Here is an 18,869-nt window from a genome sequence, read left to right on the forward strand (position 1 = left end):
AAATTATGCCTCAACCTTTGTGGTTTCCTTGATTGTTACAAGTCCCTTCTTAGGTCCGGGTATTGCGCCCTTTACAAGGATCAGATTCTTGTCTGCATCTACACGAACAACCTCAAGATTCTGAACTGTTACCTTTACGCTTCCCATGTGACCAGGCATTCCTTTTCCTTTGAATACACGGCTCGGATCAGAACTGGATCCGTTAGAACCCTGATGACGGTGGAACTTAGAACCATGAGCCATGGGTCCTCTGTGCTGACCATTCTTCTTGATGGCGCCCTGGAATCCCTTACCCTTGGATGTTGCTGTAGCATCAATCTTGTCACCAGCGGCGAAGATGTCTGCCTTGATCTCGCTTCCAAGCTCATACTCAGCTGCGTTCTCAAACTTGAACTCGCGAACGAATCTCTTGCATGATACGCCAGCCTTCTTGAAGTGACCCTGCTGAGCCTTGTTTACACCATGTGCATGTACGATTGTCTTCTTGCCGTTCTTGTCTCTGTTGATGATCTTTTCTTTCTTATCAACATAGCCGACCTGAACTGCACTGTAACCATCGTTCTCAACGGTCTTGATCTGTGTTACTACACAGGGGCCTGCCTGTAAAACAGTTACAGGTACAAGTGAACCGTCTTCGTTGAAGATCTGAGTCATACCGATCTTCGTAGCTAAGATAGCCTTCTTCATTGTATTTACCTCCTTATTACATCTACAGCGGATGCTTAAATCGTTCGCAATGTCGTCTCAATTGCCCTTGGGCAACTCTCCAGTCTTACGGCATCATGCGTCTCGCATCATACTAGTAGAGGTTTAACATTAGTTGCCGATGAATTATTTCATCTTGATGTTGATGTTTACACCTGCGGGCATCTCTAATCTCTGAAGAGCCTCAACTGTCTTAGGTGTAGGTGTGATGATGTCGATCAGTCTCTTGTGTGTTCTCTGCTCGAACTGCTCTCTGGAATCCTTGTACTTATGTACAGCACGGAGGATTGTAACTACTTCCTTCTTAGTCGGAAGCGGTACAGGTCCGCTAACCTGAGATCCGTTCTTCTTTACTGTTTCGATGATCTTCTTTGCAGATGCATCTACGAGCTGATGATCATACGCCTTAAGTGTAATTCTCATTACCTGATTTGCCATAAAAAAAGTCGCCTCCTTTTCGCACTTTAATTAGATAAGTACGACAAGCGGTGACTGTACACTCTCCCGTGTGTGTCATGGACTCAAACCATTCTCATCCTGTTCTCACACGTCGTTTCTGCTAGCATAGCTTCGCAGACAAATTGTTTGTACAGTGACTTGTCGTCAGATTGTCTGACCTTGCGGTCTCTTGACATTCGCTCCACGGAAAACCTGTCTCACTGGATAAGACAGCAACCTCACGCTTCACAGCTATCATGTCACAGCATGGATAACTATATCCCATTTTTTCATTTCATGCAAGCGTTATTTTCAAAATTAATCACTTTTTAATAAAAATAGGCAATTTTAGCTACTTTGACTTGATGCTTTTTAATCTATTTTATGCATAGCCTAGTTTTTTATGCATTTTGGGATAAAATCTTTACTTGTTTCTTCTATAATATAAGTGTAATGATAAACAATAGCAAGGAGTACTTCTATGTGGATTGCAGATAATTGGAAAGATTACGAAGTTATCGATACCTCCGGCGGTGAGAAGCTTGAGCGCTGGGGTGATTATATGCTGGTTCGTCCGGATCCGCAGGTGATCTGGAACACCAAGAAAAAGCACATGGGCTGGAAAAAGTGGAACGCCCGTTATCAGCGAAGCAATAAAGGCGGCGGTGAATGGGATTTCCGTTCACTCCCTGAAGAATGGACTATTAATTATAAGGAACTTACTTTTCATTTAAAACCCTTCAGCTTTAAACACACAGGACTTTTTCCGGAGCAGGCTGCCAATTGGGATTGGTTTTCAGGCCTTATAAAAAATGCGGACCGCGACATTAAAGTTCTTAACCTCTTCGCCTACACTGGCGGTGCTACAGTATCCGCTGCAAAGGCAGGCGCTGCTGTAACCCACGTCGATGCCGCCAAGGGCATGGTTCAATGGGCAAAAGAAAACGCTGCAGCTTCAGGTCTTGCAGATGCTCCTATCAGATGGCTCGTTGATGATTGCGGTAAATTCGTCGACAGAGAGATAAGACGCGGAAATCACTATGACGGAATCATAATGGATCCGCCTTCCTATGGAAGAGGCCCCAAGGGCGAGATATGGAAAATTGAGGACTGCGTATATGACCTTATACTCAGAAGCGTTCAGTTGCTTTCGGATAAACCTCTTTTCTTCCTTATTAACTCATATACCACAGGACTTCAACCTGCAGTTCTTTCCTATATGATACATACAGCAATTGATCCTATCCACGAAGGAACTGTAGAAGCTGATGAAGTCGGGCTTCCTGTTTCTTCAAACGGATTGGTTCTTCCCTGCGGCGCCAGCGGCAGATGGACTGCAAAATAATATAATCTGGCAATTTTTCAAAATAATAATCACAAAGCAAAAATGCCATCCCGTTAACCTTCATAACGGGATGACATTTTTTCTTCCTTATATATAAAGAACAATTTTATACATACATCATTCTGCTTTCTTCTTGCCACGCTTGCGTGCTGCATTCTGCTCAGCCTGAATCTCACGTCTTATGATCTCCATGGTCTCGCAGTCAGCTCTCTCCTCCTCTTCGGTAGGAGTCATACCATAGGGCTTACCGTCACCGGCATCAATTCGCTCACGTATCTGCTGCATTCTTCTGTCAAGCTGATTGATCAGATCCGCACTAAACTTAAGATCCTCAGAGATAAGTTCCGCATTCTCGATATCTTTCTTATACTTCATCTTGTGTTCAAGGCTCGCCCAGAAATCCATCGCGATGGTTCTGAACTGCACTTCAACCTTCATGAACTCTTTGTTTTTCGTAAGGAAAATCGGAGTCTCTATTATAAGATGAAGACTGCGGTAGCCACTGTCTTTTGGAGTCGCGATATAATCCTTCTCTACAAGGACATGTACATCGTCCTGCTTTTTCAGACAATCAGCGACCATATAAATATCATCAACAAAAGAACAGATAGCGCGGCATCCGGCGATATCCGAAATATTACTCTCGATATTTTCAATCGAAAACGGGATTCCCTTGCGATTTAACTTTTCGTAGATGCTAACAGGAGTTTTGATCCTGCTCTTAATATTCTCAAATGGATTGCGATTATTTTTAAGTGAAAGTTCCTTATTAAGTATCTCTAACTTGGTTCTGACTTCGGATAATGCGCAATCATATTTCATCATCATCATCTGGAATTCCTGCACCTGCCCTCTCATGATAAGCAGCTGCTCGATTTCCTTCTGTGATACATTGTTAACGTTTAACAGTGACTTCTGCTCATTGGTCATCAGCGTCCTGTCGAGCTGAGTCAAGTCAAGATTTCCAATAGCCATGGGCATTCCTCCAAATAACTAATATGCCCCCTCCATTACAATTATATCACTATCATTTATTTAATTATGAACTAAATATAAAGCTTTTATAATGTTATGAATAAAACATCACATAATTCTAAAAAATCTGAAAAAAACTTTCCAAACTACTCTTCGTCATTCTCTGCAGTCATATCTGCATAAGAAATGATGCGATAGTTGAGTGTAGCTCTGGGTCCTGCCAGAACCTTAAGTCTGTCCTGAAGACGTCTGTGTACCAGCATACACTCCTCAACACCGGTTCCTGTAAGAAGCACAAGATACTGCGTTCTGGAATATCTGCAGAAAGCATCACCATGTCTCAAAGTCTCGTTAATAGCCACTCTGAGGGACTCCATACGTCTCTCGGCCTTTTCCTCCTGTCTGATCTCCTTGCCCTCGTAATCGGCGATTGTGAGAAGAAGAAGGAAAACAGTAAGACCGTGTCTCTCCATATTCCTGCTGAGAATCTGATAAGAAGCTCTCATCTCAGGATACAGGCACTCGTAAGGGCCACCCTCTTCCTCAAGCACAAGACCGCTCTTAAGCCCATTCTCACTGGAATCCTGGCTAGTTGCATGATCTTCGGAGAAAGCGGCATCCTGAAGCTCCTGATAGCAGCGCTGCATGTTATCTGTAGGCGCTATTCCAAGCTCCTCAGCATAATATCTGATCATCTCCTCATAGAGAGAATATGCCCTCTTATAATCCTTCATAAGCCTGTAGGCATCTATCTCTCCAACCTGCCACTCACAGTCGGGATCGATTGCTGACGCATTATGAAAAATCTTAGCCATAGCTTCGTAGTTCCCGGTAGCTCTGTAATAGCCCGCAAGGAAATCTACGCATTCCTCATAGAGAGTCCTTAAATCCTCACTCTTTTTGGATATCCAGTAAAGCTCGTTAAGCTCGGGCAAAAAGTTACCCTTATAAATATCGAAGGCCTTCTGGTAGCTCTTTGCCTTATCCTCATCCTTTTCGGAATTTCTGGCATTGTTTATAAAAGCTGTAAACTCAACGTTATCAGCTGTAGCCTCAACGCTTGGATCAGCCTTATAAAGACCGTCTGAGAATACAAACACATTACCGCCCGGAATTCCGGCCTTCTCAGCAACCTTCCTGAACTGATATATCAGGTTGTTCATACTGTTGTTAAGGTTACTCTTAACGTTAAGGTCTTCCGAATAAATATCATCCTGAAGATCTTCCTTCTTAACCCCTTCGCTTCCGGCAGAAAAAACTCTTGCCACAAGCTGAATATACTTAGATGCGCGGTTTCTGCCGAGAGTAATCTCCTTACCGTTGCACTCAATTCCAAACGCGCCTAATGTTTTGATGTATAACTTTGTTTTCTTCATGACTTTTTTCGCTTTTCTCCCATACCCGTAAAATATATTTATAGCCGATGCTTCGACATATACCCGGTATATCCCCAAACCACATATCCGAGAGGAAGCATCATCCCCTGAAGAGTATTGTATCATAAAATCACAAATTATTGCGAAAATATTACCACACAAAACTCAGAATATGATTGGTTATCACAAAACCTCGCTTATTCTGTCTTCCATGCGCTTCATCTCCTGGAACTCTCCCATATCAAGGAACGACATCTCGCTTATAGGATACATGCCCACTCTGCCGCCGCTTTTCATAAGGTCATCGGCCAGATCCGTCATGTGGTACATAACATCCGGAGGTATCATATTAAAGCATGCAGGATTCACGACATACATACCCGTGTTGACAAAGTAGGAAAGATGCGGTTTCTCCCTGATAGCCGTCACCAAGCCTTCCTTCTCAGCATCCAGAACCCCATATGGAATAGGAAAGTTTTTAAGTGAAGATACAATCGTTATTCCATTCTCGGATGCAATGTGGTGCCTTATTATACTGTCATAATCGGCATCGATAAGTATATCGCAGTTCGTCACAATCACAGGTCTTTCGAATTTTTCCTGAATAAGTCTGATGCTGCCGGCGGTGCCAAGCGGCTTATCCTCTTCCACATACTCAATCTCATAAGGAACCTTCTGCTCTGCGAAATAGGACTTTATCATCTCCTTTTTATAATTCACAGTCAGATAGAACTTTCTCGCCCCATATTCGTGGAACCTGTTCATGATTCTCTCAAGAATAGGAATATCGCCCACAGGGATCAGCGGCTTTGGCAAAATCTTGGTGTAGGGATAAAGCCTTGTGCCTTTACCACCCGCCATGATAATTATCGGTGTGTCGGAGAGCGCAAGATCTGCCGCCTCAATGTAATCAGCCTTACTCTTATCCCGGAAAATAATATTAACAATTTTATTTTCCTTATCAAGGATCGGAATAGACGTAATATGTGCGCTGTTCATCAGGAAGTTGCACTTGTCCGCCTCATTTTCATACAGAAATCTCGGCGTCTTATACGCAGCCATCATGACATTGTCATTAACATCTCCCGATTTCAATATCCATCTTCTGATATCGCCGTCTGAGATACTCGCCACAAGAACACCGTCATCTTCCACTATGTACAGAATACTTCTGGTATTAACATCAATTTTCTGCATAGCCTGAAGTATGGTTATATCCTTTGTTGAGATGAACTTTTCAAGAGTAATGCTGTTTTCTTCCGACATACGTACCCCCTCATGGCTGTTGTCAGTCCGTTTATAAACCTCTATTCATCAGCAATTCCGCATATAAAAAATCTTCTTCATTATCTATATCAACACTGGAACGTGTAGACATCACATAAGCATAGCTTCCGTCTCTGTAGAAAAAATTGTCCTCGGCAAAAGCTACTATATCCGCAATATAAATCGAACCATTCAACCGATATGACTTCTGCATTTTCTGCCTCTGATTAGCACCTTTTCTCTCTATAAAGCCATCCATACTAAAATTCTCACGCAGTGTACCACACCAGGAAAGCGGATGCTCCGTCTCACACACGGACACCACAAAGTTCGCTTTCTTTTCTATAAAAAGATCGTAAGCTCCTCGTATATCCTCAGAAGTCCTGAGCGGGGATGTTGGCTGAAGGAGGCAGAACGTATCGAAGGTTTTGCCACTCTCCGCATACTTCTCAATCACTTCTGTGACCGCATCCCAGGAACTGGCTGAATCTGAAGCCGTCCTCTCACTTCTTAAAAACGGAACCTCTGCGCCAAGCCCTCTTGCAATCTCTGCATACTTCTCGGAATCTGTCGATACCATGACTGCATCAAAAACTCCTGAACCCAGAGCAGCATCAATCGTATAGCCCATAAGAGGCTTCCCGTTCATCGGCTTTATATTCTTATCCACAAGCCCCTTCGAGCCGCTCCTCGCGGGGATTATAGCGAGATTCTTCATACTGTATGCCTCATCCATGTTATAAAAATCGCCTTAATAGCATGCATGCTTTTCAATCATTTTGACAGATCAAAATCCACATCATAAAAGCTTTTCTTCAAATCCAATTTATCGTCCAAGATAAACTCCTCGATAATCTCTGCCATCATCTTCGATGTACCTTCTTTTTCATAAGGATTACCGTTATGCTTTACCTTCTCCCTGAACGAAGCGTCCAGCGTCTTATCAATTGCCGCCGCAATACTCTTTTGGTCCGTATCACAGTTTATGACAGATTCTGCTGCCACTCTTCCCTTCTGCCTGTCACCGATATTTATCGTAGGCACATGGAAAGACGGAACTTCAATTATTCCGCTTGATGAATTACCGATTACAAAAAGTGCACCTTTTACAGCACTTAAATATCTGCGCATTCCCAGCGAATCTACAAGATAGAAGTTATCATGCTCAGCAGCATATTTCGCAAGGATCTCGTTCACCTTCCTGCCTCCGGCATCTGCTCCCGCTTTTGTAAAAAGATAAGTGATATCCGAATACTGCTGGGCAGCTGCCAGTAGCTCATTTGTCTGCTGCTCCGCACTATCATCTTCAAGAGTCACCGGATGGAAAGTTCCGACAGCATATCTATCACCAAGTATTACTGCTCCCTTTTGCGACCTTTCAGCCACATTCAATCTGGCACTATTAATACTCTTCTCAAGCTCATCTCGCGCCATGATATCCGCTTTGCATGCATTCTCAACACCAAGAGCGCCGACATTGAATACTCTTGAGGGATTCTCTCCCAGCTGAATAACTCTTTTTCTGTACTCCTCCGTTGATGTGAAATGCAGCTGGCTCATCTTCGTAATACTGTGCCTTACCGCCTCATCCACAGCACCCTGCGTGGTTTCGCCGCCGTGTATATGAATAATCGGAATCCTCGCATTCATGGCAGCACTGCAAACAGATAACATCTCATATCTGTCTCCAAGAACCACTATCGCATCAGATCTTTTTCTATCAAAATACTCTCCGAAAAGCGTAACCGCCTGCCCCATTATCCTTGAAATATCTACAGGCCTGTCGCCTTTTACTCCATCAAAAATATCTATTTTTTCATCTATCTCAAAACCAAGTTCTGAGGAATCCTTCTCGATTTCCTTGACTGTCTCGCCGAATTCCTTAAGCAGATGTGCGCCGGTAGCCACAACCTTAGGACACACCTTTCCATCATCAAGAAGCCTTTTTATCAAAGGACGAAGAAGACCATATTCAGCTCTTGTGGAGGTAATGATTGTTATGGTTTTCATAGTTCGATTAGCTCATCCTCTTTAAAATCCCTCTTCGCCTTTTGCCCTATGACTTCATTCCATCTCATGGGTGAGATGCCACTGCCTGGCCTCTTGGTGGTAAGATTATCTTCTGAAAAAATATCACCGGTCTTTATTTCTTTTGCAGCAATTATGCTCTTTCTTGCCACTAATCTATTCTTAAGCTCCGCTTCGGTAGGCTGCTTATTTCCATCGCCAAGAGCCATCTCTATATTCCTGACAGAAAGGACCATCTGCCTTAGTTCATCAGGTTCGAGCGACGCCTTATGATCCGGACCTTCCATATTCCTGTCCAGTGTAAAGTGCTTCTCCAGAACCGTTGCGCCAAGTGCTGCTGCCGCTATCGGAACCTCTATTCCCTGTGTATGATCCGAATATCCGACATCACATCCAAACTTCTCCTTTAGTGCAAGCATCGCTTTCAGATTCACATCCTTCATCGGTGTTGGGTAATTTGTTGTACAGTGAAGTATGGTCAGTTTCCCTGTCCCGTTTTCCTTAAGTACCTTCACTGCATCCGCAACCTCATCCATGGTGCACATTCCGGTCGAGAGAATCATATCCTTGTTAGTCTTAGCTATCTCTACAAGGTATGGATAATTGGTTATCTCTCCGGATGGAATCTTCCATATATCAAGAAGCGGATCAAGAAACCTTATACTCTCTATATCGAATGGCGTAGACAGGAACTTTATTCCCACCTCCTTGCAGTAGTTCGCAAGTGTAATAAAATCATCAAAAGGCAGAAGGAGTTTTGAGAGCATATCCTTCTGAGATTCTTCCTTACCTATATTATTCTTTTGATACTCTGCCATAGGCGCGCTTTTGGACACCAGGCTTGAAAGCTTCGCCGTTTGGAATTTAACTATATCCGCGCCGCATTCCTTAGCGGTATCCACAAGCTTTTTTGCCAGTTCCAAAGAACCGTTATGATTTACGCCCGCCTCAGCAATTATTAATACTTTATCCGCCAATGCTTATCCCTCATAAGATATGATTACAGACTAGTTCCATCTTCTAAGTATTCTGGCCGGAGCTCCAACCGCCGTGCAGGATGCTCCGATATTTTTTATAACCACTGATCCTGCACCGATAATCGCATCATTTCCAACTTCCACACATTGGAGAATCGTTGCACCTGCTCCGATCAGTGAATTAGCACCAACTTTGCTCTCGCCGCACACCTTGGTTCCAACCGCCACATGCGCAAAATCACCGATTTTGCAATCATGTTCCACTATAGCCCCCGTGTTAATTATTGCGTTATCCCCAACGGAGGCTCCTGCGTTTATCACAGCAGTTTTCCCAACAAATATCCCGCTTCCAAGCTTTGCATCAGCAGCTACCACCGCGGAGGGATCAATTATATTTGGAAAAGAAAAGCCCATATCCTTCGCCATGAAAAACAGCTTACTTCTAAGGCCGCTCGGCTTAACAAATCCCACAGTTATAAATGCATTCTTAACGCCTCCAGCTAAAAGCTCGGGTAACTTATCGTCTCCGCCCACAACCTCGCAGCCAAGGATATTATCCCCGGGCTTTAGATTGACATCCGTTATGAAGATTTTCTCGAACTTCCTGGACCTGAGCGCTGCATCAATCACCGACTTGCAATGCCCGCCGCCACCGATCATAACTATGCTTTCCATGTGGATTCCTCCGAGAGACTGGTGCTAACAAATCAATATATTCCTAAGATATATTATACTCGATATTTCGTATAACGTGAACATCCGACCTTTCTTAATCAGCGTCACATTTCAGATAAATATTCCTCAACATTCCTATATTCTCTGCCATCTGAAAGTACCTCTGTCTCTCCGGAATATAGAACACATCTCTTTTCAATCATTCCATATATCGTCCTAATGTGATCCAGTTTCTTCTCATCCATAAGATGCTTCCACTGATTATCTGCACGTTCACTGCTATGTTTTATTTCATACAATTCACAGCTGTCGGTTTCCTGATCATAAATGACCATATCAATCTCGCCGACATCAAATTGGAGCTTAAAAACCCGCTTATTCTTCCCCAGAGCCTTCTGTGTCTCTAAGAGGACAATATCCTCAAGCATTATCCCCCGTACATCTTCAAGGATTTTACTTGAAATAAGCAGTTTTTCGCGTTCACTAAGCGCTTTGAATTCCTCATTTCTCATAATTAAATACACAAGAGCCTGTGCCTGGCAGTACCTCATTCCAGGCTGAGTAAAAATTGTACGCCAAAGGTCACCTGTACCAGCAGCATTGGATTCAATTTTTATATATTCGATTAAATCCAAAGCTTTCAAATACTCTTTGATCTCAGTTAATACCGCTTCAGAAATGATCTCTGAGAGTTCCTCATTTTCCTTTATATCAAGAATCCCTTTCAACTTCTTTATGACATCAGATGTATCTATCTCATCAAGCGCATCCGTTCTTTTCTCAGGTTCTCTTGCACTTCTAAGCATCTGTGCAGATGACCTAATGTCCCTTGTAACAAACTCCTTCAGAATGACTTCCTTGGTAAAATCATGATTCATATCCTGAATAATACGATTGATGACATTAGTGAGTTCATGGGCATCATATAACCTTTTCAGATTCCTGAAATGAGTCCCCTCTTCATAACATGCCAGCGAATGCTGGATATTCTTGCATATCGCCGTATCAATATAACGTCTGGTGCTCTCATCATCTCTGAAAGATGCCTCCTCAAAATCCTCATCATCTCCAAACCTAAGTTCACCCGCTTTTAATGTTCCGCCATATCGAATATAGTCATCTATACTAGTTATCCCTAATAGCCTGGCATGCTCTCTGTATGGAATATATGTTGTGTGTACCATAACAGCACGATCGTATAACTCTTCATTGGAAGCAAAATAAAATCCCAAAGAATCCGTTCCGGACAATATAATCTTTAGTCCCTGCGCAGCATAGACATCCGAAAAGAGCGACGCAGAATCAATGAAGTCACTTATCAGAGTAACTTCATCAATAAACAAATATTTAAATCCGCCCTTTACTGCCAGCTTCATAGCCTTATTCATTTCAGCCATCGTATCTGCTGTCGTCGCCTTAATATATAACGACTTAGTGAAATCAGCATCCTTCATGCCTAGAAAGAGCTGCCTTAAAAGAGTCGTCTTACCTGTACGACGAAGGCCATAAATCAGGCAGACTTTATCAGACTGCTTTCCATAGATATACTTTTCCAATATCCCATAGCAGTCCCTTTTCTTAAGCCCTTTAGCAGCATCTGCCATATTTCTTAGCGAGCTTCCATACATGGCATTCACTTCAAAATCAAAGTCATTAGAAACTTCAGGCTTTCCATAGGCCACACCAGCTTCCATCAGATAGTGTCCCTTATGCCCATTTTCAGCTTTTCCGAGACTCCTAAGACTCTTTTGAAGTTCTTTCCTAAGCTCAATCTGCTTCCGAAGAATTGCAGCGTCCTCTTCACTCACGCTGTCATAATGCATCTTTCCATTATCATCCTTCCATTGATGATAATTATATATTTTTTCGTTGATCTTCTTCTGCGTAACATAGCCCCTTGGAAGTTCACTAATCTTCTTATTTAGTTCAAAACTGTCATTATAACTACTCATAATCATTAACCTCTAAAATAATTTTAACCCCAATTAACCCTAGTGTCTATAGGTTAAATGAGGTTAAAGCCAAAAAGGGCTGCCGCTCATTGCGACAGCCCCCTGCATATCAAGCTTGCTGTAATTTCTTTAATTCAAGTATATCTGCTGAATTCTTCTGAATAGCACGTTTCATTATGTCAATATCGGTTATTGCATTTTCGAATTTGTCGCTATTCTTTATATATCTGTTAGATGCATCCAGATAGCACGCCTCAATAGTATTCAGCCTTCTAATAACATTATTCTCGAGCTGATCAACCTTAATACAGGTGAGGTCACTCTTAATACAGGTGAGGTCACTCTCAATACAGGTGAGGTCACTTTCAATCCTGTCAAAACGCTTATCATGCTCATCCAAGCGTCCCTTTATACCGACGACATCCTGCTTGAGACCTGATACATCTTCCTTAAGTCCTGATACATCCTGTTCTAAACCAGAAATACTTTCCTTAACTATTTTTGCAATTGCTTTTAAATCTTTGTCATTCAATGACATTATATTTTCCTCCTAAAATAACTATTGTTGGAGGTCCCACCATCATCGGAGCATTTAAAAGAATCACATCCGATGAGTACAATATTATCACAAGCTTGTATGGGAGGCTATTAGCAAAAATAACAAAGATAAAAAATGGGGTTTTCCACTTTTGTAAGGACTATCCCATCCATTCCCTGATCTGATCATCAGTAAACTCGCGCATATCCTCGCCCGAATCCCAGACCTTGTACCAGATGACAGTCCTGTCTATCGCCTCTGAGATGTGCCACTTAGGTTCCCAGTCAAAAGTACTTTTTAGCTTTGAAGAATCAAGCTGCAAAAAACCTGCCTCGTGAGGCGCATTCATCTCTGATAAATCCTTCCAGGACGCACCTTCTCCCCAGCTATTTACAAACTTGTCCGCAAGATCGCCCGTAGTCACACAAGACTCCGGATCAGGCCCAACGTTAAAGGAGCCTGCCAGCTCAGGATTCTCCGCCTGTTTCATAGCTATGAGCAGATATGCGAAAACAGGCTCAAGCACATGCTGATACGGCCTTGTGGAAACAGGATTTCTGACAGCGATGCTCTCACCCTTTATCGTCGCTCTCACACAATCCGGAATTATCCTGTCCGCAGCAAAGTCCCCGCCGCCGATGACATTTCCTGCGCGTGCAGTAGATATCTGTATATTCTTATTATCCTTGAAAAATGATTTCTCGTAGGAATGAGTCACTAATTCCGAACAACTCTTTGAATTCGAGTAGGGATCATAGCCGTCCAGCTTTTCATCCTCACAAAAAGCATGATCAGGGCGCTCCGAATTCTCATAGACCTTGTCAGTAGTGACATTTAAGAAACTTACCTTTTCTGAAAACAGTCTCATGCACTCCAGAATATTCACCGTTCCCATCACATTGGTCGAATAGGTATTAACGGGATCTTTATAGGATTCGCGCACAATAGGCTGTGCCGCCATATGAATGACAACCTCAGGAGAAAAACTCTCAAAAACTTTCTTCAGCTTATCAAGATCGCGAATGTCCCCAATCTCACTTTTCACATCATGACAAGTACCCAAAATATCATAAAGCTTCGGATCTCCCATAGGCTCGAGGGCATAGCCGTACACATTCGCTCCGAGATGGCGAAGCACAGCGCACATCCAGCTCCCCTTAAAACCCGTATGCCCGGTAACAAGAACCCGTTTCCCGGAGTAGAATTCCTTTATAGCTTTAAGATTTTCAGCATTCATAGGCACGTCCCAACATCTTCATATCATAAAACAGCCTGAAGTATCACTTTCGCCATATAAGCCAGCTTCTCATCCGTCATTCCGGGATACAGTCCAACCCAGAAACTGTCCTTCATAATTCTGTCTGTATTCTCAAGAGAACCGGCAACTCTATAGCCATCCCCAGTTGTTCTCATTTCATCAAAACACGGATGTTTAGTGAGATTTCCCGCAAAGAGCATCCTCGTCTGAACGCCGCGCTCCTCAACAAATTGCACAACCTTATTCCTGTCCACGCCCTCTTTGCAGGTCATAAGATAGCCGAACCAGCTGGGTTCTGAATTCTTAGTAGCAACCGGAAGAATCATCTTATCTTCCGAGCCGCCTTCCTCCAGGAGCTTTGTCAGGAACTCAAAATTATGCTTTCTCTTCTCCACAAATCCCGGGATCTTATCAAGCTGCGCACAGCCGATGGCCGCCTGAAGATCCGTGGCCTTTAAGTTATATCCGAAATGCGAATAGACATACTTGTGATCATACCCCTTTGGAAGCTCCCCATATTGCCCATCAAACCTGTGTCCGCACATATTATCTTTACCGGAAGGGCATACACAATCGCGCCCCCAGTCTCTCATGGATCTCACAATTTTATGAAGGAGCGGATTGTCAGTATAGACTGCTCCGCCCTCGCCCATTGTCATATGATGAGGCGGATAAAAACTCGAGGTTCCAAGGTCTCCGATTGTGCCTGTAAAACGCATCCCGCCTTCAATGGAATATCTGCTGCCCAGGGCATCACAGTTATCCTCCACAAGCCACAAATTATTTTTTTCGCAAAAACTCTTAACCTCAGCAAGATCAAATGGATTACCAAGAGTGTGCGCAATCATTAAAGCCTTCGTCTTTTCGGACAAAGCCTCTTCAAGCCTCGCGACATCTATATTGCATTCAGGAATCTTAACATCAACAAAAACAGGAACCGCGCCGTATTGAATTATAGGCGCTACAGTTGTCGGAAACCCCGCGGCAACCGTTATGACTTCGTCGCCTCTACGAACCCTTCGCTCTCCGAGAAGCGGAGATGTCAATGCCATAAAGGCAGCAAGATTTGCAGAAGATCCGGAATTAACAAGAGAACAGAACTTCACGCCAAGGTACTCAGAGAGCTTCTTCTCAAACTCGTCCGTATATCTTCCGGAAGTAAGCCAGAATTCCAATGCGGAATCCACAAGGTTAACCATCTCCTTTTCATCATAAACTCTTGATGCGTACGGAATCCTGTCTCCCTCATGGAATTCATCGGATTTTGTGTGATATTTTTTTGCATATTCAGATACCATATCAAGTATCTGCTTTTTCATCATTTCCTGATCAGACATCATCTCTCCCACCGGAACTTAAATCACCATGAGTGTCTTCCCACTTCATCCAGGGTGCTTCACCTCTGGCGATCATGCCCTCAAGAACGTCGTGCTCACGTTTCGTGTCCATGCATTGCCAGAAACCTTTGTGGTTATATGACATCAATTCACCCAAGCCGGCAAGCCTCTCAAGGACATCCTTTTCAAAAACAGTAGAATCTCCTTCGATATATTTAAAAACATCAGGCTGTAACACCATGTATCCGGCATTGATCGGTCTGGCATCTGTAATTCTTTTTTCTCTAAAAGCGCGAACCGAATTATTCTCAGCAATATCAAGAACTCCCTTTTCCTGATCGAGCATTACTGAAGTAAGCGTAGCTATCTTCCCATGATCCTTATGGAATTCCACCAGTTTATCGATATTGACATCACATACGCCATCACCGTAGGTCATCATAAAAGGTTCATCGCCAATATACTTCTGAATCCGCTTAAGTCTTCCACCTGTCATCGTCTTAAGCCCGGTATCAACCACGGTTACCTTCCAGGGCTCTCTATGTATATCGTGGAATTCTATACTATAGGTGTCAGCCAGATCGTAGGTGACATCAGAAGTATAAAGGAAATAATCCCCAAACCATTTCTTGATAATATGCTGCTTGTAGCCTGCGCAGATTACAAACTCGTTATACCCAAAATGAGAATAGTATTTCATGATATGCCAGATAATAGGCATACCTCCTACCTCAATCATGGGTTTTGGTTTATACCCGGACTCCTCAGAAAATCTGGTTCCTTCTCCGCCGGCAAGTAATACAACCTTCATTGTTTTTCCCTCATTAATATGGCATCACAGTAACATTCAGACTCATCAAGACCTTAAGCATAGCTCTGTAAGATATTCATACGTTCCATAAACATCATATAGTCATTGTTTCTACCCTCAAACCATACAGGATCAACCTCGCTTATCCGATTCATTCCGATTTCATTTACCGCCTCTATCGCAGCCTGTCTCTGAGTTATTCTTCTGGGAAGCGTTGTCTGGCAAAGAGCACCATCAACATTATCATATGCTTTGAATGCCTGGTTGAAATCCATAAGATCATGCAGCCGTAATGCCTTTCCGGTCTCATTATCAATCAGTAATCCCCAGTTTTCCCAGTGCCTGTCCGTATTTCCCACCAGGTAGTCAAGAATATTCATCATATAATATCCGTATCCATCCAGTCTTATAATCTCATCAATCGGATCCATTTCATGATTAACCGCATAAATATCAAATGCTGCTCTGGTCGCAATACTATATTTCTTGCTAGTCATTATCTTACTGACAGAAACGATGTCTCCATCAAAGTTTTCTTTTTCATACAAAACCTGATTGCACTTGAAGCATCTGCAAATTTTGCTAGCCAAAATCTCATTCTCCACATTTTGAATATCGCCATCTTTATATAGCCAAAATCCGTCCGCTTTCCTGACCCAAGCCTTAGGGCATACTCCGCTTGTCGAAATATCATCCGCTATTAGGTGCGCATTATCCACTGTCATGGCTTTGCCCCTTAATGACAAATCGACAAACGCATTATCTAAATGATTATCGTAAATATTTATATCATCGAAGGAGACTTCTTCATCATCCGGTTTCACCCAATAAATATCTTTAAGAGATAAACAGTGGTAAGAAAGCGCAACCTTAGCCCTCTCCTTATCAGTTGTACCTTGCTGCGCCCCTATACTGCTTAGTATTTCCTTTGCATATTCACGGTCTAATGTCAAAACCCTTGATGCACACCAGTAATAAAAATTGGTAAGATTATTAACAAGAGTATCTACATCAGTTGCTTCTTCCAGCCACAGATCAAAAGGCATAAAGGCAGAATTATGCACTTTTGCAATACCATTATCCGCTATCTCAGCAATAATTCTATTGTCATGCATTATCTGCCAATTACTCATAACATCTCCACATGCCACTTTTGCAACACTTCTTTAAACATCAACTATTTTAGTCCCTATAATAATTACAGGGTCATATTCTTTAATTGTATTTTTAGCCCCGTCCATTATTTCAACCAGACAATCCGTAGCATCTATCCTTATAACATCCGGTTTAATTCCCATATCTTCACACCAGTAATCCACATTAGTTGTCATTACCTGATATGGAACAGCGCCATCGCGTTCTACAAACCCGCTGTACTTTGGATAATCCGAAACATCATAAAAAGTCTTTTTACCTTTTTCATTTAAAATACCAAACGATTCCACATGAACATTTCCGCAAAGCTCCGTATTCTTTATCAAGTAAAATCTTATAGCCTCTGACGGTTCAAAGGCCCAGACATTTTCAGCAATACCGGACACCATAATAGAAAACAGTCCGGCACATGCTCCGATATCCAGAACACATTTCGCTCCACCGATTCTGCTCTTTATCTCATCAAGCTGCTGCAAATTCCCATACTTATCGTCATTATACATTCCCGGAACAATTATTTCCGAAAAAAACGTCCCCGTCAGCATTTGTCTGTATACTCTCGGGTGCTTCAGCGGATTGAGAATTTTATGATTGGCTAAATCTATATATTCGCCTGACAAATCGATGCTCTTTTTTTGAATATAATCACAGAAAACCTGCTCTTTCACCGCATCGTTGGCGCTTTCCCAATCCTCGCAAAGATATATTTTCCCAAACCCTTTTTCCTGTAGATTCCTAACTACTTCACCTGATGCACTACTGCCTATTGCAAGCAATATTATGATGTAGGTGCCAAAAGTCACATTTATACGTGACCTTGACATATTTTTTGAACATTGATAACTGAATAAAACTATGTTTGACGACGGTTTTCTTTATTGAGGAGGCATAGTCCCCCTCTTTATTGTCATCATCCTGGAACCAATGCCCGGCATTTCGATTTGCCATTAACAAATCGCATCAGTTTGGCAAAATTTTGCGCACCAACCTTAAAGCCAAAGCAATATTTTGCCTTTAGCTTTCCACGGACAGGCATTTTATCAACACCATATTTATTTCTGAGGATTGATGGAGATGTTTCTACACCATTCCTGATTCTGCTGATTTTACTGCGTGTATCATCATCCATAATCTCCAATGATCCTAACAAACGGTTTCTGGAGTTTAATGATATGGTCATTGTGGCAGTTCACTTCTTCAACTGGGGATTGCATTCCCGTTGGTGAGGACAGTTTTCACATGTTTCTCTTGGGAATGATACACGAGAACAGTTTGTCTGCTTTATATGAGAACTGCTCTTTGGGACATTTCCTGCAGGACACTTTGATACCGTGCCTTCAGCCGTAATCTCAAAGTCAGCCAGTATTGGTTTTGGTTGTTTACCAATAAGACCAGTTAAAAAACTGCAATACCCTTTTTAGCTGCCTGCATCTTTATCTCATGGCTGTCATAAGCCCCATCGGTTATGAGTGCGACAGCTTCGGGAGATTCTTCCTGATTGTCTATGTATTCCTTGATGAATGAGGCATCACTTCTAGTATTTACATCATACTGGTAGTCTGTGATAATGGATCCGTTTTCACTAACAGTTTCCGTGATATTGGCGACATATCCGCGGTGTTCTTTACCAGCCTTGCTTCTGAAAGTCGCCTCCGGATCAGCTGGATTTTGAAGAATAGTTGCATCCATCTCGCCCTTATCTTTTGGAATGATATGACCATTGCCATCATCCTTTGTCTGCTCTGAGATCGCCCTTTCAAGGAGCTGATAGTCAGTAGTCTCTCCGTGGCTTTCCTTACATGTTGGAAGGAGTTGAACAGCATCATCGATTACTTTTTGAATCCGTTCTGACTGAGGAATTTCCTTTTCGTAATACACAACACGGTTTCTGTTGTTAGGATCCGCATAAGCTTCCAACCCTTTGATCTTGTCATTGTAACCGCCTCGTTTAAGGCTTGCTACAAGATTTGACAAGCAGGTATACAACAGTTCCAGACGTCCCATCTTCTTGATGTTAGACTCAATCATCATAC

18 protein-coding genes and 1 pseudogene are annotated in these 18,869 nt (G+C 42.6%); 1 reads left to right on the forward strand and 18 read right to left on the reverse strand.

Features of this window, described 5'->3' with window-relative positions; translation table 11 throughout:
- Positions 1-3: 3 nt before the first annotated feature.
- Both rplC and rpsJ read right to left on the reverse strand, forming a co-directional pair.
- The gene (gene rplC, locus BLR42_RS15770) at positions 4-687 is read right to left on the reverse strand and encodes a 50S ribosomal protein L3 (RefSeq protein WP_022761339.1); all 684 of its coding nucleotides are present in this window, start codon (positions 685-687) and stop codon (positions 4-6) included.
- Positions 688-831: 144 nt separating this feature from the next.
- Positions 832-1,143: a 30S ribosomal protein S10 gene (gene rpsJ / locus BLR42_RS15775; RefSeq protein ID WP_022761340.1), complete on the reverse strand. Its 312-nt coding sequence runs from the start codon at positions 1,141-1,143 to the stop codon at positions 832-834.
- Positions 1,144-1,624: 481 nt separating this feature from the next.
- On the opposite strand from rpsJ, the gene BLR42_RS15780 reads away from it, so the two are divergent.
- The gene (locus BLR42_RS15780) at positions 1,625-2,488 is read left to right on the forward strand and encodes a class I SAM-dependent methyltransferase (protein WP_091871076.1); all 864 of its coding nucleotides are present in this window, start codon (positions 1,625-1,627) and stop codon (positions 2,486-2,488) included.
- Between the two features lie 117 nt (positions 2,489-2,605).
- On the opposite strand, the gene BLR42_RS15785 is transcribed toward BLR42_RS15780, so the two are convergent.
- From BLR42_RS15785 to BLR42_RS22885, 16 genes and pseudogenes are all read right to left on the reverse strand, one after another.
- Positions 2,606-3,463, reverse strand: coding sequence for a GTP pyrophosphokinase (locus tag BLR42_RS15785; RefSeq protein WP_091871079.1), 858 nt, complete (start codon positions 3,461-3,463; stop codon positions 2,606-2,608).
- Between the two features lie 146 nt (positions 3,464-3,609).
- Positions 3,610-4,839: a BTAD domain-containing putative transcriptional regulator gene (locus tag BLR42_RS15790; RefSeq protein ID WP_170832824.1), complete on the reverse strand. Its 1,230-nt coding sequence runs from the start codon at positions 4,837-4,839 to the stop codon at positions 3,610-3,612.
- Positions 4,840-5,022: 183 nt separating this feature from the next.
- Entirely contained in the window at positions 5,023-6,105 is a 1,083-nt protein-coding gene (locus BLR42_RS15795; RefSeq protein ID WP_091871086.1) for a nucleotidyltransferase family protein, read from the reverse strand.
- A 31-nt stretch (positions 6,106-6,136) separates the two neighbouring features.
- Positions 6,137-6,823: an acylneuraminate cytidylyltransferase family protein gene (locus BLR42_RS15800; RefSeq protein ID WP_091871089.1), complete on the reverse strand. Its 687-nt coding sequence runs from the start codon at positions 6,821-6,823 to the stop codon at positions 6,137-6,139.
- Between the two features lie 56 nt (positions 6,824-6,879).
- Complete coding sequence (gene neuC, locus BLR42_RS15805; RefSeq protein WP_091871092.1) at positions 6,880-8,115, reverse strand: UDP-N-acetylglucosamine 2-epimerase; 1,236 nt, start codon at positions 8,113-8,115, stop codon at positions 6,880-6,882.
- Positions 8,112-9,110: an N-acetylneuraminate synthase gene (gene neuB / locus BLR42_RS15810; protein ID WP_091871094.1), complete on the reverse strand. Its 999-nt coding sequence runs from the start codon at positions 9,108-9,110 to the stop codon at positions 8,112-8,114. The genes neuC and neuB overlap by 4 nt, the downstream gene beginning before the upstream one ends.
- Positions 9,111-9,140: 30 nt before the next feature.
- Positions 9,141-9,785 carry an acetyltransferase gene (locus tag BLR42_RS15815; RefSeq protein ID WP_091871097.1) on the reverse strand — a complete coding sequence of 215 codons (645 nt, stop codon included), beginning with the start codon at positions 9,783-9,785 and terminating at the stop codon, positions 9,141-9,143.
- A 104-nt stretch (positions 9,786-9,889) separates the two neighbouring features.
- Complete coding sequence (locus BLR42_RS15820; protein ID WP_091871100.1) at positions 9,890-11,737, reverse strand: AAA family ATPase; 1,848 nt, start codon at positions 11,735-11,737, stop codon at positions 9,890-9,892.
- A 109-nt stretch (positions 11,738-11,846) separates the two neighbouring features.
- The gene (locus BLR42_RS15825; protein WP_091871103.1) at positions 11,847-12,275 is read right to left on the reverse strand and encodes a hypothetical protein; all 429 of its coding nucleotides are present in this window, start codon (positions 12,273-12,275) and stop codon (positions 11,847-11,849) included.
- Positions 12,276-12,435: 160 nt separating this feature from the next.
- Positions 12,436-13,512, reverse strand: a complete 1,077-nt coding sequence (gene rfbG / locus BLR42_RS15830; RefSeq protein ID WP_091871106.1) for a CDP-glucose 4,6-dehydratase — start codon at positions 13,510-13,512, stop codon at positions 12,436-12,438.
- Positions 13,513-13,535: 23 nt separating this feature from the next.
- Positions 13,536-14,870 carry a lipopolysaccharide biosynthesis protein RfbH gene (rfbH, locus tag BLR42_RS15835; protein WP_091871109.1) on the reverse strand — a complete coding sequence of 445 codons (1,335 nt, stop codon included), beginning with the start codon at positions 14,868-14,870 and terminating at the stop codon, positions 13,536-13,538.
- Positions 14,863-15,681 (reverse strand): glucose-1-phosphate cytidylyltransferase, encoded by an 819-nt coding sequence (rfbF, locus tag BLR42_RS15840; protein ID WP_091871113.1) that lies wholly within the window; start codon positions 15,679-15,681, stop codon positions 14,863-14,865. Before rfbF ends, rfbH begins: the two co-directional genes overlap by 8 nt.
- Positions 15,682-15,734: 53 nt before the next feature.
- Positions 15,735-16,814 carry a hypothetical protein gene (locus BLR42_RS15845; RefSeq protein WP_091871116.1) on the reverse strand — a complete coding sequence of 360 codons (1,080 nt, stop codon included), beginning with the start codon at positions 16,812-16,814 and terminating at the stop codon, positions 15,735-15,737.
- Positions 16,815-16,847: 33 nt separating this feature from the next.
- A complete protein-coding gene (locus BLR42_RS15850) occupies positions 16,848-17,660 on the reverse strand; it encodes an FkbM family methyltransferase (protein ID WP_091871118.1) in 813 nt (270 codons plus the stop codon).
- Positions 17,661-17,746: 86 nt separating this feature from the next.
- Complete coding sequence (locus tag BLR42_RS15855) at positions 17,747-17,965, reverse strand: hypothetical protein (RefSeq protein ID WP_091871121.1); 219 nt, start codon at positions 17,963-17,965, stop codon at positions 17,747-17,749.
- 266 nt (positions 17,966-18,231) lie between these two features.
- Positions 18,232-18,869 (reverse strand): annotated as a pseudogene (locus tag BLR42_RS22885) (DDE transposase); the annotation flags it as partial.

Source organism: Butyrivibrio sp. INlla16, from assembly GCF_900104155.1.
Taxonomy (GTDB): domain Bacteria; phylum Bacillota; class Clostridia; order Lachnospirales; family Lachnospiraceae; genus Butyrivibrio.